Below are 22,678 nucleotides of genomic sequence, written 5' to 3'. Positions count from 1 at the left end.
AACTTGCGACACTTCGTCATATGCGGAGTACGGACAGTTGTGCCCAACCAGAAAAGCCGAGCAGAAATTCAATCAATCGCAATCCTTGGCACCTACCCACCGCGAAGATGCGGAATCGCGACATTTACAGCGGATTTAGCCAACTCATTCTGCACTGCGGACCCTCTGGTCAAGGTTGATCCCTTTGTGATGAGCGACTTGCAAGACAATCACTCGTCCGAAGTGACGGTGATCGAGGTAGGCAATCGCGCCCGGTACACAGCAGTAGCCGAACAGCTCAACGAGAGAAGATATGACGTCCTTTCGATCCAACATGAATATGGAATCTTCGGTGGAGATGCGGGTCGGTATCTGCTTGACCTGATCCGAGCTGTGAAGATGCCAGTCGTGACGACGCTCCATACAGTTCTGAGAAATCCTACTCCTGACCAGCGGGCGGTTATGGAAGAGCTTCTGCAACTCTCGACACGAGTGATTGTCATGAGCCGAACGGCAATAGACCTCCTGCACAGAGTCCATTCCGTGGACGCCTCAAAGATCGACTTTATCCCCCACGGAATTCCAAAGATATCAAAAGCCGCTGGCACCGAAATGCGCGCCAAAATTGGAGGTGCGGGGCCGATACTTCTCACCTTCGGATTGCTCTCACCTGACAAAGGCGTCGAGCATGTCATTCAGGCGATGCCTGAGATTCTTGCCAGGTGTCAGGAGGCCAAGTATCTTGTGGTGGGCGCAACCCATCCGCACGTCAAGGCATTCAGCGGGGAATCCTACCGAAAAAACTTGGAAAAGACGGTTAAGGAGCTTGGATTATCTGAGAGTGTCGAGTTTGTCGACGACTTCGTCAGTCTGGAACAGCTCCTTTCATATCTTTCGGCGATGGACTTTTATATTACGCCGTACTTGAACGCGGCGCAGATTACGTCAGGGACGCTTGCATATTCAATGGGTGCCGGCAAGGTCGTTTTATCCACACCATACGAATACGCGAAGGAAGTTCTGGCTGAAGGGCGAGGAATTTTGGTTCCATTTGCCGAAAGCGGGCCAATTGCCGATGCCGTCATCAACAGTTGGACCCAACCCAGCGTCAGGAGGACAATGGGGGACAGGGCCGCCAAGTACGGTTCTCTCATGCATTGGGAGCGCGTCGGGCAGCTGTATCTCGACAGCTTTAGTCAAGCGGTGAGCGACTCCAAACTGATCCCAATCTTGGTGCAGCCTTCAGTGTCGCAGACGAAATGCGAGATCAATCTGAGCCATCTTGAGCGTCTCACGGACGATACTGGGATTCTTCAGCACGCTACCTTTAGCGTTCCTAATCGACACGAAGGGTACTGCGTCGACGACAATGCGAGAGCACTCCTATTGACTCTGGAACTCCCCGAGTCGCCGCGAACCAACGAGTTGCAGGCCCGTTACCTCGCCTTCCTAGCTCACTCTCTCAACCCATTGAACTCGAAGTTTCGAAACTTTATGGGATACGATCGAACTTGGTTAGAAGCTCAAGGTTCTGAAGACTCTCAAGGTCGGGCGCTGTGGTCGGTTGGCGCAGTTGCGGGAAGGAGTAAGAATCGGGCTCATTCCAAGCTAGCGTCCAAACTGTTTGAAACTGCGGCTCCGAGTCTTTTGGCGGCCACCAGCCCCCGGACCTGGGCTTACTCAATTCTTGGAGCAGCCGCTTATCTAGAGCGGTATCCCGATTCGCTACCTGCGATGGAGCTTCTTGTCGCCGGGGCAAATCGACTCGAACGGGGATTCTTGATCGAATCTTCTCCTGATTGGAAATGGCTGGAGGATCGACTCGCTTATGCGAACGCAAGGATCCCTCAGTCCTTGATGGTCGCCGGAACGACACTCAACCGTCCTGTTCTCGTTGCTCTGGGAGTGAACTCCATGAAATGGCTCTTGGAGTCGCAAATCAATGCGGGTGGCTTCTTCTCACCGGTCGGAGCCGCTGGGGCGTCACCTGAGGAGTTAGGCACGGTCCAGTTTGACCAGCAACCCATCGAAGCGAGCAGCACTCTTTCGGCATGTCTCACCGCATATGATCTCACGCATCAGAGCCGGTTCCTCGCGGCGGCAGAGCTCTGCGCCGCCTGGTTCCAAGGAACGAACGCTCTGGGTCTCAATGTCGGTGATCCGTTCACTGGGGCTTGTTACGATGGAATCGAAGCGACTGGTTTAAACGAAAATCAAGGGGCCGAATCGACCTTGGCTTATCTCGCTTCGATCGTGGAACTTGCCAGTGCTAGAAAAACCACCCTCCGCCTGGAGAGTGGGGCGGAGTATTCACCTCGGGCCGCGATTGTGTTCCGATCCGAGCAGTAAGAATAATCTGGAGGAGAGAAGGGGATTCGAACCCCTGAGCCCTTGCAGGCTTCTTGTTTTCAAGACAAGCGCGATCGACCACTCCGCCATCTCTCCAATCTTGGTCTTGCGATCAATATAATACTCGGTTCCATGCCCGGACTTCGCTACCGCCTGGGATCTCCCGGGAGACGCAGGAGTCCGGCCTGAACCTTGAGCATGCCGGCTGCGAGTCAAAAACTCCTCAAAAAGAAAGCTGGCCCCACTCACTCTCGGATGAGGCAATCGTAAGAGCTATCGCCAACCCGACCAACACGCTAACCGAACTGGTCAATAGCAGAAGAACGAACGCAGAGAACAACCTTCTTCATCTCTTAACCTGGATGGGCCTAAGTGCATGATACGATTTCCAAGTGAGACGCGCCTTCACTTTAATAGAGCTATTGGTAGTTATTGCAATCATCGCAATTCTTGCCGCAATCTTGTTTCCCGTGTTTGCCCAGGCCAAGGCATCGGCGAAAAAGTCTGCTTGCCTCTCCAACACTCGCCAGATTGGTATCGGACTAATGATGTACATGGCGGACGAGGATGACACCATCTTCTTTTTCGCTCATAACGTCGATCCTTCTCGCACTCGACCTCTCACCCCCTTTGGTGCGACAATCGAAAACCGTTGGTGGAACCAGATTCAGCCTTATCTGAAGAATCGCGACGTTCTCTGGTCACCCAGCGATTCAGGGCGAAAGCCACATCCTCTGGAAGATGGTCAATCAGGCCGACCCTTTGTTCCCCGTTCTTATGTCGCTAACCGAGCTGCAGAAGGCCTGAACTACACGAGCGTTGAAACCCCCGCCGAGATTGTCGTTGTCACTTTGAAGAATGGCATCTACGACGATTCGTGGTATGAGCCACCCAAAAATTTGTACAACAAGTCCGCTACGACTCCTCCGGTATTGTGGCTCGACGGTCAGATAGGCGGCGTCAACAACACCTTTTTCGACGGTCATGCCAAGTGGATGTCGAAGGGACTCATTCTCAGAGACCCCTGCGGACTCCCATTTTCAGGTGTCCAACTGATGCGTCAGTTCCCGATCCCGCCAACACCGGGCCAGCCGACCCGAACACCTTGGCACGTAAACTGTCCCGCGTAGGCTGCGCAGTCGGCTAGCCAAGGTCTCCTGTTTCGGATCTCAGCTGACAAAGCAACTCGGATTTGGTGCAAACTATGGGGAGTTCTTGTGCATCTAGGCACAAGAACTCCTCTTCGCCGTTTACTTTGGCACACGGCGCAAGCAGCGTTATGGAAAGTAGCCCCTCTCAAAACCAAGACAGTAAGCTCATAGAACGGTTGTTCTTTGCCCTTACGGGAATCGCGGTCTGTTTGGTTTGCCTGGTTAGGAATCCCGGTTTCCTAGATGCTCCGAATCACCTCGCTCGCTATTACGTGATGACGAGAGACTTCCATTCTCCATTCTTTGACTCCGTTTATCAAACAAATTTTAGGCTGCTTCCGAATGTTGGCGTGGATGCCATCATGTTCATTCTAGGGAGGGTCATCGAACCGGGAATTGCTTTTCGTGTCGTACTCGGATCAATCGTTCTGCTTCACTGCTTCGGTTTTCTCCGGTTGCATCGGTCGTTGCACGGAAGTATTTGTTCTCCACTAGTGCTCCTCTTGCCGATGACGGCCCTCAGCTACTCCTACTTGCTCGGGTTCGTTAATTTTGCGTTGGCTCTAAGCCTGCTGCCTTGGGCCTTGATGTCGACACTTAAGCCGAGGGACGTAAAGTGGTGGCTTCGACTCATTGCTTGGTCCACGGCGCTGTTCTTCTGTCATTTCTTCGCATGGATGATCTTTGCCTACTTGACATTGGTTTGGTTCCAGTTTAGGTCAGGGACCAAACCGAAAGCCGCCGAAACAATCGCACTTCTGCTCGTTTTTTTGGCGTATGTCGCGCTTTACAAACTGAGTCCATCCTCTACAGAGGAATCTCGAATCATTTGGTCGTCTCCTGCCGACAAGGTCAAGTTCTTCTTCGCTACGTTCGTGTTTGGGCCCTTTTGGAAGCTTTCTTCGGGAGCATTTTTTCTTCTCCTATTGGGTTTGATCTGCGCCAAGAGCTTCCGGCTCACGCCGGACAGCGGTAAGGTCTTGGTCGCAATCCTTGTTCTGTTCTTGATCTGCCCGATGGGATTGAGTATTGGAGGTAATTTTGACGCTCGCATTCCGGCGATCTTGTTTACGTTCCTGGTGGCTTTGTCAGGGTTTAACGCAACTCAACGGTTTTCACGTGCGGTCGTGTGGATTTCCGCTGCGGTAACCATCACACATTTGGGTACGGTTGCTGCGGCGATGATTCGGACTGACGCGGAAGCAAGCAGGGTTCGCTCAATCTTGGCTGCGATTCCGGCAAACTCGGTCGTTACGGTTCTCGGACTGAACTTTGGTCAAGCCACGCATCGCGACACTTGGTATCCGAATTACAACATGCTTCAGTTCGTCGCTGTTCCCGAGCGCCCAATGCATGTGCAGGGGATATTTTCCTATCCCACGCAGCAGCCGGTGGTGGTCAAGAATGGTCTTCAGGCGGCACTACCGATTTTGTCTAATGACAAAGAGGGAAGGATCGAATCTCAGCAGAGAGGGTTCGATCAGTGGAGAGCCCATATCTCGGAGAAACTCGCCCCATTCGGCATAAACCGAGTCTACGTTTTCGTCATTGACCACCGCTCGACATCCGCTCTCTTGAAGACCACCGACGAGGTTCTGTTCGAAGATGCAACTTACAAACTCATTCGATGCGACCTGGCAAAAGGGTAGCCTCTTTGCTGAATGAGACCTGACGGACGCCAGCCGGACCAACTACGCCCTTACACCTTTGAGCGAGGCTTTGCAAAGTTCGCCGAGGGGTCCTGCCTGCTCAAGTTAGGCGATACTCACATGTTGGTGACCGCGACGGTAGAGGAACGTGTACCTCCGTTTCTAAAAGGCAAAGGACAAGGATGGGTGACGGCTGAGTACTCCATGCTCCCTCGTTCGGGAAGGCAACGGAATAATCGCGACTTGGTGAAGCCGAATGGTCGGTCGATGGAGATTCAACGGCTGATCGGACGCGCACTTCGGGCCGTAGTGGATCTTGAAAGCCTTGGCGAGAGAACAATTACAATTGACTGTGATGCTATCCGTGCCGATGGCGGAACTCGATGTGCGTCCATCACGGCAGCTTACATTGCGTTGTATGATGCCCTTGAACACCTGAAAGGGAAACGTCTTCTGAAGAAGGATGTACTCAAGGACCAGATCGCGGCGATTTCGGTGGGAATTTACCGTGGAACCGAGGTGCTCGATTTGAACTACGACGAGGACTCTGTTGCCGAGACCGACATGAACGTCGTCATGACCGGGGCAGGGAAGTTTGTCGAGGTTCAGGGCACCGCCGAAGCAGAACCATTCGCAGCAGACGAACTCGGTCGGATGCTCAAGCTTGCCAAAGGTGGATGCGATGAGCTTTTCGCCGCTCAGCGTGAAGTCCTCGGGTTATGATCAGCAAACTTGTTATTGCCACCCACAACCGCAAGAAGGCGGGAGAGATGGTCACGATTCTATCGAAGCGCTTTCCACAAATGGAAATTGCGACTTTGGCTGACTACGATGGGGCGCCGGAACCCGAAGAGATAGGAACGACTTACAACGAAAACGCGCGGATCAAGGCTGAATCAGCGTTTGCCTTCACTGGTGAATGGTGTGTGGCCGACGATGCCGGACTCGAAATCGATGCTCTGGACGGTGCGCCGGGGCTTTACAGCAAACGCTTCGGAGGTGAGGGGCTGCCTTTCGCTCAGAAGATGTCTCTCATTCTCGACAAAATTCAACGTGCGCCATCGAGAGCAGCCCGGTTTCGTTGCAATGTTGCTCTCATCGGACCGGGCTACGCGGCCAAGGTGTTCGAAGCGACGTGCGAAGGAGTCATCGCTGATCAACCTAGCGGCGGTGGCGGTTTCGGATATGACCCGATCTTCTTTCTTCCAGATCATAACTGCACAATGGCCGACCTGACGGCAGAGCAGAAGCACGAAATCAGCCATAGAGGCAAAGTTTTGCGGGCCGTCGGCGATGAGATCGCCAGCCTGGGATAACTAACAGGGCACTCAGGCGTCCATAATCCTTAGAGACCTCTATGAACTTGCTTCCGCTCCTCGCATTCGCGCTCTCCGCACAGACTGAACCAATGCGGAAGGTTGAGATCAAGCCGGCAGGGCTGGTTCTAGAAATTCCAAAGATTTGGAAGCTCAACCCCAAAGATTCTAACTTAGCAATCTCGGCACGGGTGCCGATCCAGGACAGCAAAGTTGTCGGCAAGCTCGACCTTGGGTACGTCATCGATGAGTCCACGGATACAGAAGGATTTTTGGCCGCTCAGAAGGACATCCTCACTCGGTCAGGCTCTACCGTAGAGCGGCAATGGACAGTTGAAGCTCTTGGCTCCCCATTCATTTTTACGAAAAGCAAAAAAGAGAACGAGACGACGATCAGGGGAGTGTTCTTCCGTAAGACGAAGAGCAAAATGGTTCTACTGCTCTCATCTCCAAGCGATGTTTTTGCATCTGTTGAGCCTCAGCTAACGAGGGTGCTGAGTACGATGAAGGAGACTGCGGTTAAGGAAGCAGCTCGTCCGGCGGTTCCCACAGAGCGAAAAGTTGAAATCTCTGAGCAGTTTCCAGGCTCGATCATTCCGACCCCGATTCAGCACCCCATCATGATTAGCGGGTCCAACTATGTGCTTCGACTACCGAAAGGCTGTAGCGCCGCCAAGCTAGGTGAGAGTTCTGCCACTATAAGCGTCCCTGGCTTGAGCCAGTCGGTGATCATTGACTGCTACTCACAGAAGATCACGCCGATTACGAAGACGTTTTCAGAAAAGCCAGCCGCGACCGCTAAGCTTTTTAAGGGAGCGGTTAACCGTGTTGACCGCCTTGTGCCGGTGCGGAAGGACATGCAACAGCGACAGTACGTATGGCGTTACGGGATATCTCAAAAGGGTGGAGATTTAATGACATGTGATGTCCTCATCGCCCAGCTCAATCCGCAGTATATCTTCGCTTCTTATGTCCAAACGAACAAGTCGGTTTTCAAGGCTGAGGAAAAAGCACTTACCGCGTTCATCAACGCGATTCGCCTTGACGAGAAGAAGTGATTTTCGCATTCTCGACAAGTAGCCCTATCGTATCGGTCGGAGTGTTCGATGTGGAAGGGACTTTACTGTTCTCCGGTGAGCGAGAGTCTCGGCAAGAGGCTTCCAACGCGTGCTTAGAACTTCTCGCCGATTCAGGTTTTGATGTCCTGGCGGGGACCCTCTTTCTCGCAGATCTTGGTCCTGGATCGTTCACCGGGACACGGGTTGGAGTCACGATGGCTAAGACATTGGCATGGTCAGCGGGTGCGTACTGCGGTGGTGCCTCGGCGTTTGATCTGATCTCACTCGACCAAACCGTCGTGTTTCCGAGCAAGCGAGGTGAGTGGTTCATCCGTCCGCCGGGAGGCGAGGTTGCGAGGAGCGAGTCCCTTCCTGACGTCGGTTTCGTCGGGTTCGGGCCTTTGGTCGAGAATCCTGTTTTTCCCCACGCGGAGAGATTTGTTTCGTTACTGAATCAAGTCGAACGAATCGCACCAGAAACACTCGTGCCGCTCTATCTGATAGATCCAAGCATCTCTCAGCCCAAGCAACCGCTTAGCCGCGTCGGAGGATCAACTTGAACTGGGAAGCGGTCCAACGTAGGGTATCTCTGAAGCGGCTTACCACTCTCAAAGCGGGAGGAGAAGCGGAGTATTTTGCCCAGGCGAGAAGTTCTGCGCAATTGATTGAAACCGCGTCCGCATTTCAGAAGGAAGGGATCAAAGTGACGCCCTTGGGGTGGGGATCTAACTTCTTGGCATCAGACCAAGGTGTTAACGGGCTCATACTTCTGAATCAGACTCGCGAGATCACGATTCAAGGAGATGAGGTAATCGCAGACTCGGGCGCAGCCTTTCAAGATCTTTGGCTGAAAACGACCCAATCAGGCTTGGTCGGATTAGAGTTTGCAGTCGGAATTCCTGGAACGGTCGGTGGCGCCCTCGTCAGCAACGCGGGTGCTTATCGCAGCAACATCAGTGAATTTCTGATTGCCCTAGAAATCGTCCAAGATGGAAAGGCCGAGTGGGTTGATCCGAGCTGGATGGAGTTCAAGTACCGAGACTCAGTGCTTCGATGCGAAAATCCTCGTTCCGCGCTCATCGCGCGAACTCGCTTCCGTTTACCGAAGGGGGACGCCAAAAAATCTTATGACGAGGCCCGTGAATATCAGCGGCAGCGGATCGGCAAGCAGCCGCCGAGTGCCAGCGCCGGGAGTTTCTTTAAGAACGTAATCGACTCCAAGCTAGCAAATGACATTGACGGATTGACCGAAGGAATGCGCAAGAACAGCGTCGTCCCAGCAGGCTTCTTGATCGAGCAGTGCGGATTGAAGGGGTTCCGTATTGGCGGCGCGATGATCGGGAAGAAGCACGCTAACTTCCTACTCAACGTGGCCGGGGCTAACGCTACAGAGCTGCGCTCTTTGGCGCACTACGCCAAGGCTCAAGTTCAATCAAAGTTCGGAGTCGAACTCGAAGAAGAAGTGATGTACATCGGAGACTGGTCGAGCTTTGCGCCAATCATTCCGTAATGCGCCGCTCTTCCAACTGAGGCGGCGTCAGCCAGCCGCTGTCAAACATCTTGATTGCCACCAAGTAGGTGATTTGTAGCGCGAACATGGCAAGTAAAAACAAGTATGTTGCCTTTAGCAGAGGCAACCCAATCTTGCGAGCAAAGCGGTTTTGCGTGCGATAGCTTTCGAGGAATCCAGGATGACGTGATGCAGGCATCCACCGCAGCGGAGCCATGTGGAGACGACGCATCCACGGTCTCCGCATCCAGTGGATGGTCAAAAACCAGGTCTTCCTGGATAGCCAAGTTGCGAGCCAATTCATCGCCACCTTCAAAGTACACTAAGCGCGTGCAGCAAGTTGATCACGCGGTGTTCCACTGGATCAATAGATGGTCATCCGGCCTAGAAGGTTCCATGCGCTTCTTCAGCGAGAGTCTTCAGGAATGGTGGGTTCGCTTGATTTTGCTGGTGTGCCTCGGGGCAATGATTGCCGCGGGAAAAGACACACGAAAGGGTGCCGTGTGCGCTTTGCTAGCGTGGCCGATCGCCGATTTGTTGACAAATATCCTTAAAAAGACGATCCCGCTTCCTCGGCCCTGTAACGATCCCGCTCTCGATGAACTTATCCTCAGAATTGGCAGATCTGACTCGGCGGGCACAGCGAGCGCGCATAGTGCCAACATGCTCGCGGTTGCCATCTGTATGCTGATCGCGCTGCGTTGGGGCGGAATTCCTTGGCTGATTCTCGCAATCTTGGTTTCCTTTAGCCGGATCTACAACGGAGTGCATTATCCCTACCAAGTTGTTCTCGGCTGGATCTGCGGTGCGTTTGCAGCCGTACTCATCTGTACGCTCTACGACTATTTCGGAAAGCGCCGAGCGGCGAAGAGGGAAATCAATGAACCGAAATCCGGCAACTAACGCATTCCTGATCGCGGTAGCTGCGTCTATCATTCTCCCGTTCATACCGATTGTTAGGGGGATTCTTCTTCCGTTTGATTACCTCAACACACATTTGCACGAGATGTTTCACGCATTAGCGGCAGTCCTGACCGGAGGTAGTGTCGATAGGATTCTTGTCTTCCGCAACTCGGAAGGGGTGACCATGACCTATGGGGGGTTCGTACCCCTCATCTATTCGGCCGGCTACATCGGGGCTTCGCTGTTCGGGGCATTCATGGTCAGGTCGTCCGTCAACGAAAAGAGTGCCCGAAAGTGGTGTCAGATTCTTGGAGTCGTGACTCTGCTGGTCAATGTTGCTTGGGTTCGGGGAGATGTCGTAGGATGGCCAATCGGCATCTTCTGGGGAGTGTTCCTCCTTGTTCTGGCAGCAAGGCTTCAATCGAGTGAAATTCTTCTCGTAGCCCAGTTCCTAGGAGTTCAGCAGTGCATCAATGGATTCAAGTCGTTGCGCGACTTGTTATTGCTCACTGGAGCGCGAGCGGAAAACACGGATGCAGCCATGCTCGCTAGGGAAACCGGGGTTCCCGCTGCCGGTTGGGCACTCCTTTGGACGCTATTAGGCATTTACGGAGTTGTTATGGCCGTCATCGGCCTAAACCGAGCTAGCGGACAGAAACGGGCGAGCTGAGGTCAGTGTGACCAAGGGTCTTTTGAATTTCTCCATCGACTCGAATCTGGAAATTCTTAACGCGCTTATCCTTCGAGAGTGCAGTCCTTAGGGATTCTATAAGCTCCGCTTCTCCAGTCGACCCAAGGCTATCAATGATTGCTGAGTTCATGTCCACTACCGCTGTTCCATTTTCAACGTCTAGGCCAATGACCCGTGCGTTATCAAGTCCTTTGCCTTTTACTGCGCGATTCAAATCTCCAGTGGTGACATGGTCGGAGGAAACCAGATCGCGATGCTCCGAACCGTTCTCATTCTTTTGGCCTTTTCCTCCAGTTGATCCTGCCGATGTTGCCGGCGTAACATCTGTAACCGAGATTGGAGCTTCATCCGACACAAGTGGCTTAGTTCGGTTGCCGTTAACATAGCTGGCAATTCCGACAAAGCTAGCACCAGCCACGGCAGCGGTTGCGATGATTGTCCAAGGGAAGCTGCGGCGAGACGTTTTCATTTTTGTCCGAAGAATAGTTTAAGTCCTTTGACGACGCACTTTGCAATACCGTCGCGGAATTGGTCAGTCAGAATCACTTTTCGGTCGTTTGGATTTCTGACGAAAGCGCACTCCATGAGAATGGCGGGCATCTTCGCGTTGCGCAGAACAGAAAAGCCACTGTCCCTGGCAAATTTACGATCATTGATCGCTCCGAGATCTGGGAGTGGACCCTCCGACTTGATGAACTCCTGAATGCACTCGGCAAGGTATTTGTCGGTGTCTCGTCCACCATGGTAGATCGACTTAGTACCGCTTGGTGGAGTTGCGCCTGCATCATCGTAGTGGAACGATAGGAATAAATCGGCGTTGTTGCGATTCGCTACATCTGCTCGATAGACCAAGTCATCAGCAAGGCTTTCTCGGAAGTTTTTGTCGGAGTCCCTAGTCATGATGACCTGAGCTCCCTCTGCTTCCAGTGCCTTTTGCACTGCCTTTGCTGTCGCTAGACTCAAAACCTTTTCAGTGTAGGCGCCGTTGCCGGTTCCAGGGAATTTCCCGCCATGTCCTGCATCGATGACGACTACTTTGCCCTTCAGGCTTCCGTTGCCCGTCGGGTGGACAATGGTGAGTTTAAAGCCTTCTGAAGACGGTTCGAGGACAGCTCCCATGCGCCCGCTCAGTTTGAAGGACAAAATGGTCAGACCTGTGTCCTGCCGAAGCTGCACGGAGCGAATGTGTTTGCTGAGATCTTTATCAATCGCTGAGAGCTTGGCTTGAATCGTGGGAATTGCGATCTCTACCGTATCCCTTGCTGGGCGACGAACCGTGGCAATGCCCTTCCAATCTGGTTTTGGGACTGTGACGAACAACTCCGTCGCAATCTCGTCCTCGTTTCGCTTCGCGATCGAAACTTCACCAGTGTCGGCAACTGGTGGAGCAGGATCCGGTTTGGTTGGATTGACCTTTGGGGGCTCAGTCTTCGGAGGATTCTGAATTAGCCTCTCAGGCGGGTTAAAGTCAAGGTTGAAACTGTGGGAATTGGCCAGTTGCTTCTGGGGCAGGACTGGCGTGAACGGAAGGTTCAGCACAATCCGTACGTTGTTAGGCCGATACTGACTCACCTTTGCGCAGGAATCTAGTTCGAGTTGAGTACCAGGTGCAAGTCGAGCACCTTCCAAATCGATCACAACTTTCGGGTCGTTTGAACCCATCAGCGAAACAGTCGGTTTCACCTTGAGAGCGGCGGTGATGGCCAATGACCCATTTCGCACGGAAACCGAAGTTACAGCGCTAACGACTTCGAGCGCATCATATCCGCCTGGGATCCATGAGGAGAGTCCGTCCATTTTTTGGACAAGTTCACGGAGCGCGATACAGGCGTGGCCATCGACTTGCCGAGTTGGCACTTGATAGGTTTTGCCCTCGGCAACGATTTTGGAGCCGACGGAGCTTGAGTTTGCGGACCAACCTAGTTCGATGATCCGATCTAGCGGAATCATAAACTCGTCTCCGACTCGGTACCCACGAAGCTGGACCCCCAGATAGGTATAGGTCACCGTTGCATTCCGCACTTGGGCGAAAGCTCCGGCACACAGCGCCATCCATAGCGCCAGGGCAGTGAGCACATTTTTCATCCTGGAACCGCCATTGTACAGCGTTTGTATCAAATTCTACAACCTCCCGTAATCATTATCGGCATTCCTTCGGGTATCTTCATTGCTTCCACCCGAAAGGGGAGGCACTCCAAGTATATACGCTCGGAGGGTATCTCAAAGTTCAATAGCAGGTGCCATAAGGGCGGTTAGCTCAACGGTAGAGCGTCTCGTTTACACCGAGAGGGTTGGGGGTTCGAATCCCTCACCGCCCACCACTTACCATTCTCGATATGGCTTCCCGTCGGATCCTATTTTAGTGGAAGGGAAGTAGATGTAGCTGCGATTAAAAGACTGCTTTGAGTAGTGAGTCCATGCTGAACTAGGCGAATTGGTGATTCCTCCGGTGTACGTGTTGTTGTTAGTGAAAGGATTCGTTGGTATTTGTGTCAAATAAGGACCTTTCCAAGTTCCGGCTGGCACTGACTTCTGAGCCCAATCTGTATTCATGGCCCCCCTCTCCCAACCGTTGGTGGGAGATGCTTGGTCGTCCAGAGCAGAGACCGGGAACGTCAGCCCTGTGTCTGCTTCGGCTCTGTCCGCTGCTAGGCGGATGAGAGCGAGGTTGGCCGAAAGACTTGACTCCTTTGACCGGAGGACGGAGTCGGAGAATCGAGGGATTGCGATTGCCGCAAGAACTGCGACAAGGATGATCACAATGAGGAGTTCGACAAGCGTAAAGCCTAACAAGCGTTCTGACTTCTTCATTCGCGGTACCTCCAATGCTTAAGATCGGTTGGGAGGCTCTTTGAACTCAGATTGAATCAGATCTTAGCCGAAATCTCGCGGTAGCTGCAACCTTGTTCGATTCGGCATACTCGCAAGTTCGGTAACAACTCCTGAATCTTATCGCGGAGCGAAACCATGGCGCAATCTTCGCTGACTCCATGGTTCACTACAATCATTGGACTACCCGTGTCGTGGCAGTACTCACCGATGATCCAGGCGCGGGCGATATCATCAACAGAGACGGCAAGGTCCGCTCCAAGATCATAGAGGCGCATCGCGTCGCTGTAGCAGCCCGTCCCAATCCCAACCGTCTCAATGAGCCGTTCGGGGTCTCCGTAGAATTCGACCGTAGCTTGCCCCGCAACCGCCGTGCGTGAGGCGAAATACTGGGTGAAGGTAATCGCGGTTTGCTGTTCGATACGATACAGGTTCACGTACTGCTCCGACTTGACCAAGTCGCTGAGTCCTAGAAACCTTCCCCATTCAAATGGCACACCTATCTCCTGAATCGCGTCCCAGACATCGTGGCATCGAATGACGGTCAGCCCGAGCGCTTCAATCAGGGCTTCCTTCTCGCGTTTGGCCGACTCATATCGAGCGTGTGAAACCTCCTTTTTGAGCTCCCAATGATCGTAAAAGGTCGGTTCGTGGGTCACAACTGTGTTGACTCCCATCGCCGCCGCCTGCCTTAAAGTCGCCGAGTAGGGCATCCAGCAGACGGCGACTCCATTGATTTCTTGATTTGAGTCACCTGCAATCACTCGGTCAACAGTCTTGTTCGGATCGCAGTGCGGCCAAAGCGTGTGGAGCGCATCAGAAAGCTGCCTAGCAGTCATCCTCCTAGCTTAGCTCGTTGGAGCTTCAAGTGAGCAAGTCGCCGCGACCCCGGCCGGACTAGTTACGGGCTGGGCTAAGCTTTCTCAAGCTTGAACCTGAAGTTGCCCTGAACTCCGGCTTTGTGCTCAGCAGCGTAGCCAAAAATCGAGGCTTTGTATTCTCCGTTTCCCAGTGCCTTACAGAAGAATTTGAATTTGATTCGGTCACTCGCAGACTCGATTTTGCCATTGGCATCGATAAACACTGCGAGAGCACCTCGACCACATGACGGGCCAGTTGTGTGGCCGTGAACCATCTTGCTGTACTCCGGTGTGCCGAACTTAAGGGACTGCTGATTGATCATAGTGTTCTCAAGTTTTGATCCAGGGTTCAAGTTGACGTGAAACTTGATCCCGTTGTCGTACAGCAGATCGGCACCTTGCTGAAACGTGAAAACATAGACTTCTGCTTCATCCTTCTTGCTTCCACTCTTTACGGAAGCTCTGTGGGAGAGCTTAAGAATCTGGACGTGATCAAACACTATCGACTTTCCAAAGAGAATCCCATTCAGCTTTGTCTTAGTCAACGTGGACGGAGCGCCAATGACTAGTGCGGCGATCAAGCTCATCACTGCATTGTTCCGCTTTGATCAGACTGCATAGCCCCTGAAACTATCAGCTTTTGCAGAGCATTATCGATCTCATTTTGCCAAAAGCCGAAATAGGCAACCTCGTCGAATACCAGTTCGTAGAAACCGAACTATGAGCATCCTTTGCCCGAAGTGCACCGAAGTTATGATGATCGTTGAACGACAAGGCATCCATATTGACTACTGCCAACGGTGCCACGGGGTTTTCTTGGACCGAGGTGAGCTCGAAAAGATGATTCAGCTCTCCCTGCAGCCGCTCCCTGCTTATCAACAACCTGTGTACCCGCAGCACCCCCACCAACAAGTATCTCCCCAACAAGCTCACCGAAGAAACGATCATGACGACTACGACTATCGCTACAACGGGAAGAAGAAGAGACGTAGCTTCCTAGGTGATATTTTCGATTTCGATTGACGGCTTCACCAAATGCCTCTAACGTAAACCTCGCGGTATACTCCCTCACCTTGGGGCGGTTAGCTCAGTGGTAGAGCACTTCGTTCACACCGAAGGGGTCGTGGGTTCAAGTCCCGCACCGCCCACCAGTCCTGAAGTTAGCAAGAGCTTTCTAGGTGCAAATTCAGCACTTCGTTCTCAGTTTTGGTCTTCCATCGACCACCAAAACGAGACCTAGAAACTTGCAGACAGCACTTCGTTCACTCAATTCTGGTTCCACAATTGGAATCAATGATCTTCGCCGATTCGCTAAAGGATGGATACTTGACGGGGAATACCGTCAGCTCAGTCCAAACACACTTTCGCTCCGTCGTCACTTCTTAGATAAGTTAGCTTGGTGGCTCGAAACCGAAGGTTTACAGTCATGCGGAACGTTCGAAATTCGGGCCTTTCTTGGCTACGTTGCGAACGGACACAAGGATGAAGAGGGCCGCTGGGGAAATTCGAGTTTGAAAGCTCCGGTGAATGCTCGAACGGTTAAAGACGTGTATGGCATTCTTCGAACCTTCTTTCGATTCCTGGTAGCTGAAGGATACATTTCAGAGTCACCGATGCAGAATTTGAAGCCTCCAGTTCATCGGGCTGACCAGATTCAACCATTCTCGGCTGAACAGGTTCAAAAGTTGTTGAAGGTTTCGAAGCAAACTCAGCATCCTAGGAGAGATGAAGCCCTTGTTCTTTTCATGCTCGATACTGGAGTTCGAGTCAGTGAGCTTTGCGAACTGGATTATTCAGATATTGACATCGTGAATAGAAAGGCCATTGTTCGAGGGAAGGGAAACAAACATCGGGCGATCTATTTCAGCCGGGAAACTGGAAGAGTCCTATGGCGATACTTGCGAGAAAGAGAACTTGAACAGGCATCACCTCTTTTCGAATCGAAACGTGGGGAAAGATTTACTCGCTATGGAGTTCGTCAAATCTTGGAAAGACTCGGAGAATCGGCTAAGATCGAGGCCGTTCGTTGTTCCCCTCATACTCTGAGGCATACGTTCGCCGTGATGTTTCTTCGAGCCGGGGGGAGCGTTTTCACCCTGAAGGAAATGTTGGGTCATACCGATCTAGCCATGACTAACAGGTACGTTAGCCTTGCCCAAGCCGACATTCAGAACCAGCACCGTCAATTCAGCCCTGTTCAAGCCTTGAAACGATAGCTTTTAAGGTGAAACAGTTGGCTACCGGGTGATATTCACTCCGCTTAGGCAGAGTGAATATCCTTTGTCGAATTACTTGACCAAGGCTTAAGATCACCCGGTAGCCCCTGGTTACCCAAGTTCACACAGTGGTGTCTGAATAGTGACACTTGAGAGTTCAAGGAACTAGGGTGTTTTGAGGCCAAGGGATTTTGTGACTTCGAACAGCCTTATGATGCACTCTATCCACATGTGCAAATTTTCTTCAGCGACCTTGGGGTCAGTCAATGGTGTATCGCCATGCGCGATGTATTTGTTTCTGAAGTTGTTGCATGTGGAGAGTTGATCGTACAAGCCGTCAAACTCGGGCTTTCCAAAAGCTAACCTAACTGAATCCCACAAGGCGATTCCAGAGACGGAATCGAATTTGGATTGACGAGAGAAGCCAAGCATGAACAGGAAATTGCCGAGTAGGTTTGACCGCCCCCGGTCAACCACGTTTCTTCGAAGCTTTCTCCCTTGATCCCGAAGAATAGCCTCGTTTGAACCAGCATAGTAAGGCTCAAAGAAAGTCTTGTGTTCTGCCATGTTCTGCGGGATGAACGGAGTTGCAAGCGAAATGAGCGAAGCTCCACACAAGTTTTCGAGAGCCTCTAAAAGTGTCTGGAAGCAAGCTCCGTATCTTGGACTCTGCATTCTCTTGTCGTAATCGAGGAGAACGATACTGTGATTGACAAGTTGAAGAATAGAGTCCGGCAGGATCGAAACATCGGTTGCACCCAAAAATTCTGAAGATTTTTGTGCTCGAATTTCGCCTGAAGTTGCCTCTAGCGGAAGCACCAGTTGGGCTGATTTTAAGGATTCCAGAAGAGCCTTCTTCTTCGGTTCACATGCCCGTAGAAGCCCTTCTAATGAAGGCTCAGTGTTCTGATCAAACAGATATTGGGGAATGAATGCGTATTCCCACTTTTGGTCCCCATGTGTTGCGGCCTTACACCATTCGATAGCGGCCTTCGCTTTCAATGCAACAGAAGTATCCTCTTGACCCTTGGTTTCAACAAGGTAGTTGATTCCCGCCGCCGACTTCACAAAGAAATCAGGCCAATAGAGCGAGGGCCGACCATTCATCGAGAGGTAATCGATTGCCAGCTTCTGGGGGCCAGTATTTTTGGCAAATGCGACTACATCAAGGCAGTCGTCACAGAAGGCCGCAAACTCTGCTTCAAAGTAGTTCGAGCAGGCCACCAGATTGAAGATTGTTTTCTCCGCTTCATCGCAGGGACGTTTTTGACTTTGAGTTGCTTGAAAGGCTCTCCATGATGAAAGGGCAAATCCTGAACTCTGCTTTTTACGCTTAGTTTCTTTGTTTGTTTGACTCTTGATCAGTGGTGCAAATGTGGCTTCGATGTGCTCTCTGACATCGATGTCTCCTAGACGATGATCAACCTCTCCCTGATACAGATTTACCTTTCGATCAAAGAGCGTTTCTTCGATGAATCTTTGAACCAGCGGTGAGAGTGTTGCGTGAGAACCTTGGAGCCGACAGGCCCTTTCAAGAACTTTCACGAAAACCGAAACAGCCGTGTAACCTTGGGCAAGTAGTCCTCGGTCAATCTCATAACTCTTAACTACCTCATCGGTGAAAAGGGTTCGCTCCTCAAATTTGATTGCCCCATCTTTTGCTTTACCAACGGGAAGTTTTCCGCTAGAAATCTTTTTGAACTGAGCCTCGATTTGCTCGAATTTGATTTCATTCAGTGTGACGGTTGTCTCGATAGAATCTGAAACCTGAGGAATCACAATATCCAGCTTTTCAGCATCCTTCTTTGGATCAATAAAGATCGGAACTGTCTGGGGTTTCCGCTCATCAAGATCGATTTCACCTATCTCTAGCCCTTCTTGCTCAAGTTCTTCATTGTAAAGTGCGAGCATTGAGGGATGCTCAACAACGGTCACCCTTTCGAAAGCGGCATCTGGGCCGGGCCGTTCCATACGTCGAAGACCACGGCCTAGAGTTTGTTCCGCGAGGATGTTCGATTTCGCTGTATATGGTCGTAGAGGAACAATTGTAGTGACATTCCGAACGTCCCATCCTTCTCTGAGCATAAGCACCGAGACAACGCATCGATAAGGCGATTCAGCCTTGTCCAGATCAGCCGACCAACGGCGGATTTCTTTAAGATCATCGTCTTTGAGCTTCGATTCCGAATAGACGAACTCTTTCCACTCGTTCTTTCCCGGATTTCGAGTAACAATCTTGCCCTCTAGTCGAGTGTGAAGATTGAGCACTTTTCCATTGAGTAGTGGGAAACGCTCATCGTTATTCAGCTTCGCTGCAATTTCGTTCGCGGCTTGAGCCGTCTCGCACATTACGAAGAGAATCGGTTTTCGAACCTTGCTCCACTCTTCCCACATGTATTGATACTGCTGATAGCCCAGTAGCAAGTGGGTTCGGTACTTTTCGAATGCGTCTCCTGCCGCGTCATTCGCTTTGATTTCCTCGGATCGTCCAATGACCGGAACTTTGACAATTCCCGCGTCAACTGCCTCTCCCAGTGGAAAGTCACTGACGATATGCCGGAAAAGGTCTCCGTTGTTGTGTTTGGGTGTCGCAGTAAAGTCTGCTTGAAGGACAACTCCTCGATTTCCTTTCGTGAGGCTTTGATGATGGATCGCATCGATGGCCTCGTTCCAAGCGGATTCTGGATCGTGAAGATGATGTGCCTCATCGTTCAAGATCATCACGGAAGGGTGGGCTGATATTCGATTCCGTAGGACTTCGCCAACCTTGAAAACTTGGTTCTTGTTTACCGTTGGCCCGAGCAAACTAGAGTTTCCGACACTGTTTTCATTGTCGGAATTCTTGGGAAACAGCCTGTGAATGTTCGTTAGGTAGATTGTGCCCTGGTAGCTTCCGGCTCCTGAGTCGTCTTGCATGACGACTTGAACGTTGAAGTCGTCTCTGAACTCTGGTGGAAGGATCGGATCGGAGTAAAAAATCTTCGCTGATTCGAAGTCGTCTTTAAGCCGATCAAAAACGATTAAGTTTGGTGCGACAACTACGAAGTGCCGAGGAAAGATGGAGTTGGATTCGTAAAGGCTATGGAAGTAGCTCCAAGCCATAACCAAGCTCATGCACTTAGTTTTCCCGGCTCCGGTAGCGAGCTTTGAGCAATATCTAGCCCACAAATCATCCTCTGGTTTGATATTGGTTAGTGCTGTATAACGTTTGTCTTCTTCAGGAAGAATTGAGCTGAACAAGTCCGAAGGGATCAAATAGCGTTTGACTTCCGCAAGCCAAATAATCGTTTCCACTGCTTCTCGTTGGCAGAAGTGATAACGGAAGTCGTCCTCATGGGCGGTTTCAAACCAATGATTCAGAAGGGTTTTTGTGGTCTCAGAAGCTCCCTCATATCCTGAATGTCTCCAGTCTGAAACCTGGCTTCGGATGTACGGGGCAAGAACAGTTCTTGAAGCTCGCCGGCCTGGGACGATTCCAACGCCTTTGACGCGATGTTTGTTGGGTTCTTCCCATGGAGCATACAACGGTTCAAGGGCCGCGAAGCCTTTGCTCATCGAATCACCCCTGCTCGATTCCACTTAGGGGTAAGAACTTTCAGCAAAGCTTCTTCGACCTTTCCATATTCTGCTGTTTCAAACACATGGACATGTAGTCGGACCCCTTTTAACGCTTCGGCTAGTATGGTCGCATTGATTCGACAGGTAGTTTCAGGGCCTCTCGTGAAGCACATTCTCGGTGAAATCGACCGATACCCCGGCATAAATCTTTTCGATATTTTTGACGCTTTTCCGATGTAGAGCACTTCTTCTTTCGTGGCAAAGGCATAGACACCAGGGCCTTTGGGCAAACCCGGAACGGAGAACTTGCAGTATTCCAAATCTCCATACCGATGGAGTGAAAGCCCATCCGGATTTGAGAAAAGCTGTTGGGGGTGCAGTTGTTGAATCTCCCCTGTTTCGTCTCTAAGAAAGTCGATTTCTCCTAAGTCAACGAAATCGAACCCTTGGATAATCAAACCTTCACCTCAATCACCTTGGTTGTATCGATTCCGAAAACGTCGATTACTTTCACACAGATTCTTTTGGTCCCTGGGGTCTCGTATTCCCAACCAAGATCGGAAAACGCTTTTAGGGAGCGATCTTTGCGAGTTCGGTAGTCCTGCCAGTGGTGTTCAAAAGGTTTGTTCTCCTGGTAGTCAAAGTCCACCGCCCAGAAATCAATGAAATCAAAAGGGGATTTGACTGCTCGCTCTTTCAGTGCGTTGAGTTCCCGGTCCGGCACCTCGGTAAGGGCTGGATAGAAGTTGGTGAGTTTCACATCAATTTGCTTCTTTCCGTCAACCTCGGAAACCAAGACTTCAGCATCGAGGGCCGCCGCATCGAAGAACTGAACGGTATCCCTGTTCGGCTCCATGATTTCACGAGGAATGTATTTGAGCGTTATTTCGACTCCAGTTTCGGCTTCAACCCCCTCAACTCTTCGTCGAAGGTCCATCTCAAACTCCCAGGCAAGCACAATCAGCTTTGGCTTGTTTCTGCTTCCTAGCACTGTGCCGTGATTCTGCCAATCTTCCAGGCCCTCAACCGAAGCTATCGATTTCGCCACCTCTCGAAGCTCATTGATCGTGAAAATACTATCGATGTTATCGATATGAACGTAAGCTCCTCCCTTCGTTCCGTGGATCAATCCACTGGGCGGGTTTTGAATCGTGTTTGCTCTGAAGAATTTCAGAACAGTGGCTCGATGCTCTTCATTCGCCCCTTTCAATCTCTCTGCTTGCCACCATTGCCGTTCGTAGCGTCCAAGATTGTAAACGTCGAATGAACGATATGGCAGATTCGCTTTGTGTAGCTCGCGTTGAACGCCGATGAGTCGCTTTCTTGTTGTGTGGACTGCGTATCTGCCGAGGTCAATCCCAATCCACTTTCTGTTCAATTCTTCGGCAACAGCCAAGGTCGTACCAGAGCCACAAAAGAAATCCAAAACCAAGTCAGAATCATCAGTCAGCCAACTTACAACAATATGCAAGAGTTCTTCATGCTTTTCGGTATCGTAGTCGGTGCTACTCCCAACCGTTCTAAGGCTGGTCCAGTTTGTGCTGGCTAGTTTGTAGTCACGCGGAGGGACAAAATATTGAACAACTCCGTCGTCGCTGAGTCTAAGGAAATCTAGCTCGATACCCTCATCGGAGCGAGGTGTATAGTAGGCATCCAGGCTTTCCTCGTCACTGTCGAGGAACTCACTGTAGTTGTCGATTGCTTTCTGGGCCCGCTGTTCTTTCCACCTCCATTGGCCCGAATTAGGTTTCACACCGAGCAACTCATATCTCATGGTGGGTCTGTCGGTCCCGCGCCAAAACGTGTCCCACTTTCCAGGCTTTGCATCCTCTCCAGGTAGAGTCAGTTTTTTGAGCTTTGACGACTTCCGCTTTGAGAAGAGAAACAAATAGTCGTGCCCAACTGAAAGTGCTGAGATGTTCTCAAATTGGGATTGGACATTCTTTGTACCGCGCCTAACAATAATGGTGGATCGGTAGTTTTCTGCTCCAAATATGGTCTCCAGAATTCCTCTAACGACTGGGCCAACTTTATCACCCACATGTACCACTATGAATCCGTCTTCGGACAATAAGTCTCGGGCTACGGAGAGCCGTTCACTCAAAAAGCTAGGGTACGCCTCCCCAAATTGCCCCCATGTGTCTCTGTAAGCGACGTCTTCCAAAATCGATTGATCCTTTGCAAATCTGTCTGAGCCGTCACCAATTCTTACTCTGGTGCCAAAATCCAATCCGACATCGAACGGAGGATCAATGTATATCAATTTCGCTTTGCCTCGGTAATCATTGAGTAGGGCAGACAGGCCAAGCTTGTTGTCACCCCAGATGAGTCGATTTCGAAAATCATCTCGGTGTGCAGATTTGGTGAACGCACCTTCATCGAAAAGATTCCCCTGTTCAGCCCTTTCTCTATCTCTGGGTTCATCAATGGTTTCAACCTTCTGGAGCACCAATGGAAAGTTCGGAAGTTGAATTTCCCGCCGCCGACCATATTCGTCGTACTTGCCTTCCCAAACAAGCTCCGTCTTCATCCGACTCAACGGATGAGGATTCTCCGGCCCCCAAGGTTTCTGTTCACTCATCTTAGATTCAATCTTCTTACCCTTATTT

At 51.3% G+C, this 22,678-nt stretch carries 20 protein-coding genes and 3 tRNA genes; 14 read left to right on the top strand and 9 right to left on the bottom strand.

Features of this window, described 5'->3' with window-relative positions:
- The first annotated feature begins 39 nt into the window (after positions 1-39).
- Complete coding sequence (locus tag WCK51_13585) at positions 40-2,328, top strand: glycosyltransferase family 4 protein (GenBank protein ID MEI7577918.1); 2,289 nt, start codon at positions 40-42, stop codon at positions 2,326-2,328.
- A gap of 8 nt (positions 2,329-2,336) precedes the next feature.
- Here the strand turns inward: WCK51_13585 and WCK51_13580 are convergent.
- Positions 2,337-2,424: transfer RNA gene (locus WCK51_13580), tRNA-Ser, on the bottom strand.
- Positions 2,425-2,720: 296 nt separating this feature from the next.
- Here WCK51_13580 and WCK51_13575 point away from each other — a divergent pair.
- From WCK51_13575 to murB, 7 genes are all read left to right on the top strand, one after another.
- Entirely contained in the window at positions 2,721-3,458 is a 738-nt protein-coding gene (locus tag WCK51_13575; protein MEI7577917.1) for a prepilin-type N-terminal cleavage/methylation domain-containing protein, read from the top strand.
- A 515-nt stretch (positions 3,459-3,973) separates the two neighbouring features.
- Positions 3,974-5,128 (top strand): hypothetical protein, encoded by a 1,155-nt coding sequence (locus tag WCK51_13570; GenBank protein MEI7577916.1) that lies wholly within the window; start codon positions 3,974-3,976, stop codon positions 5,126-5,128.
- Positions 5,129-5,140: 12 nt separating this feature from the next.
- Positions 5,141-5,851 (top strand): ribonuclease PH, encoded by a 711-nt coding sequence (gene rph / locus WCK51_13565; GenBank protein MEI7577915.1) that lies wholly within the window; start codon positions 5,141-5,143, stop codon positions 5,849-5,851.
- On the top strand, positions 5,848-6,444 hold the full coding sequence (rdgB, locus tag WCK51_13560; protein ID MEI7577914.1) for an RdgB/HAM1 family non-canonical purine NTP pyrophosphatase: 597 nt from the start codon (positions 5,848-5,850) through the stop codon (positions 6,442-6,444). Before rph ends, rdgB begins: the two co-directional genes overlap by 4 nt.
- A gap of 92 nt (positions 6,445-6,536) precedes the next feature.
- Complete coding sequence (locus WCK51_13555) at positions 6,537-7,502, top strand: hypothetical protein (protein MEI7577913.1); 966 nt, start codon at positions 6,537-6,539, stop codon at positions 7,500-7,502.
- Positions 7,499-8,062, top strand: coding sequence for a hypothetical protein (locus WCK51_13550; protein ID MEI7577912.1), 564 nt, complete (start codon positions 7,499-7,501; stop codon positions 8,060-8,062). Before WCK51_13555 ends, WCK51_13550 begins: the two co-directional genes overlap by 4 nt.
- Entirely contained in the window at positions 8,059-9,012 is a 954-nt protein-coding gene (gene murB, locus WCK51_13545) for a UDP-N-acetylmuramate dehydrogenase (GenBank protein MEI7577911.1), read from the top strand. Before WCK51_13550 ends, murB begins: the two co-directional genes overlap by 4 nt.
- Here murB and WCK51_13540 read toward each other — a convergent pair.
- Positions 9,002-9,244, bottom strand: coding sequence for a hypothetical protein (locus WCK51_13540; protein ID MEI7577910.1), 243 nt, complete (start codon positions 9,242-9,244; stop codon positions 9,002-9,004). The genes murB and WCK51_13540 overlap by 11 nt on opposite strands.
- 98 nt (positions 9,245-9,342) lie before the next feature.
- Here WCK51_13540 and WCK51_13535 point away from each other — a divergent pair, with 98 nt between their 5' ends.
- Together WCK51_13535 and WCK51_13530 are read left to right on the top strand one after the other, a co-directional pair.
- On the top strand, positions 9,343-9,915 hold the full coding sequence (locus tag WCK51_13535) for a phosphatase PAP2 family protein (protein MEI7577909.1): 573 nt from the start codon (positions 9,343-9,345) through the stop codon (positions 9,913-9,915).
- Positions 9,893-10,585 carry a M50 family metallopeptidase gene (locus WCK51_13530; GenBank protein MEI7577908.1) on the top strand — a complete coding sequence of 231 codons (693 nt, stop codon included), beginning with the start codon at positions 9,893-9,895 and terminating at the stop codon, positions 10,583-10,585. Before WCK51_13535 ends, WCK51_13530 begins: the two co-directional genes overlap by 23 nt.
- Here WCK51_13530 and WCK51_13525 read toward each other — a convergent pair.
- Both WCK51_13525 and WCK51_13520 read right to left on the bottom strand, forming a co-directional pair.
- Entirely contained in the window at positions 10,560-11,075 is a 516-nt protein-coding gene (locus WCK51_13525; GenBank protein MEI7577907.1) for a hypothetical protein, read from the bottom strand. The genes WCK51_13530 and WCK51_13525 overlap by 26 nt on opposite strands.
- A complete protein-coding gene (locus WCK51_13520) occupies positions 11,072-12,691 on the bottom strand; it encodes an N-acetylmuramoyl-L-alanine amidase (protein ID MEI7577906.1) in 1,620 nt (539 codons plus the stop codon). The genes WCK51_13525 and WCK51_13520 overlap by 4 nt, the downstream gene beginning before the upstream one ends.
- Before the next feature lie 161 nt (positions 12,692-12,852).
- On the opposite strand from WCK51_13520, the gene WCK51_13515 reads away from it, so the two are divergent.
- Positions 12,853-12,927: transfer RNA gene (locus tag WCK51_13515), tRNA-Val, on the top strand.
- A gap of 1 nt (position 12,928) precedes the next feature.
- Here the strand turns inward: WCK51_13515 and WCK51_13510 are convergent.
- The 3 genes from WCK51_13510 to WCK51_13500 form a co-directional block, all read right to left on the bottom strand.
- Positions 12,929-13,417, bottom strand: coding sequence for a prepilin-type N-terminal cleavage/methylation domain-containing protein (locus tag WCK51_13510; GenBank protein ID MEI7577905.1), 489 nt, complete (start codon positions 13,415-13,417; stop codon positions 12,929-12,931).
- A 56-nt stretch (positions 13,418-13,473) separates the two neighbouring features.
- Positions 13,474-14,274 carry a Nif3-like dinuclear metal center hexameric protein gene (locus tag WCK51_13505; GenBank protein ID MEI7577904.1) on the bottom strand — a complete coding sequence of 267 codons (801 nt, stop codon included), beginning with the start codon at positions 14,272-14,274 and terminating at the stop codon, positions 13,474-13,476.
- 74 nt (positions 14,275-14,348) lie between these two features.
- Complete coding sequence (locus WCK51_13500) at positions 14,349-14,882, bottom strand: hypothetical protein (GenBank protein ID MEI7577903.1); 534 nt, start codon at positions 14,880-14,882, stop codon at positions 14,349-14,351.
- A 133-nt stretch (positions 14,883-15,015) separates the two neighbouring features.
- Here WCK51_13500 and WCK51_13495 point away from each other — a divergent pair, with 133 nt between their 5' ends.
- The 3 genes from WCK51_13495 (at position 15,016) to WCK51_13485 (ending at position 16,511) form a co-directional block, all read left to right on the top strand.
- The gene (locus WCK51_13495; protein ID MEI7577902.1) at positions 15,016-15,318 is read left to right on the top strand and encodes a zf-TFIIB domain-containing protein; all 303 of its coding nucleotides are present in this window, start codon (positions 15,016-15,018) and stop codon (positions 15,316-15,318) included.
- A 53-nt stretch (positions 15,319-15,371) separates the two neighbouring features.
- A tRNA-Val gene (locus WCK51_13490) sits at positions 15,372-15,446 on the top strand.
- A 93-nt stretch (positions 15,447-15,539) separates the two neighbouring features.
- Positions 15,540-16,511, top strand: coding sequence for a tyrosine-type recombinase/integrase (locus tag WCK51_13485; protein ID MEI7577901.1), 972 nt, complete (start codon positions 15,540-15,542; stop codon positions 16,509-16,511).
- A 165-nt stretch (positions 16,512-16,676) separates the two neighbouring features.
- Here WCK51_13485 and WCK51_13480 read toward each other — a convergent pair whose 3' ends face one another.
- Entirely contained in the window at positions 16,677-20,066 is a 3,390-nt protein-coding gene (locus WCK51_13480; GenBank protein MEI7577900.1) for a DEAD/DEAH box helicase family protein, read from the bottom strand.
- 457 nt (positions 20,067-20,523) lie between these two features.
- On the bottom strand, positions 20,524-22,650 hold the full coding sequence (locus tag WCK51_13475; GenBank protein MEI7577899.1) for a site-specific DNA-methyltransferase: 2,127 nt from the start codon (positions 22,648-22,650) through the stop codon (positions 20,524-20,526).
- Positions 22,651-22,678: the final 28 nt, after the last annotated feature.

This window comes from Armatimonadota bacterium (genome assembly GCA_037138755.1).
In the GTDB taxonomy this organism is placed as follows: Bacteria; Armatimonadota; Fimbriimonadia; order Fimbriimonadales; family Fimbriimonadaceae; genus Fimbriimonas.
The sequence above is the reverse complement of the archived record's forward strand: the minus strand, read 5'-3'. Positions and strand labels throughout refer to the sequence as shown.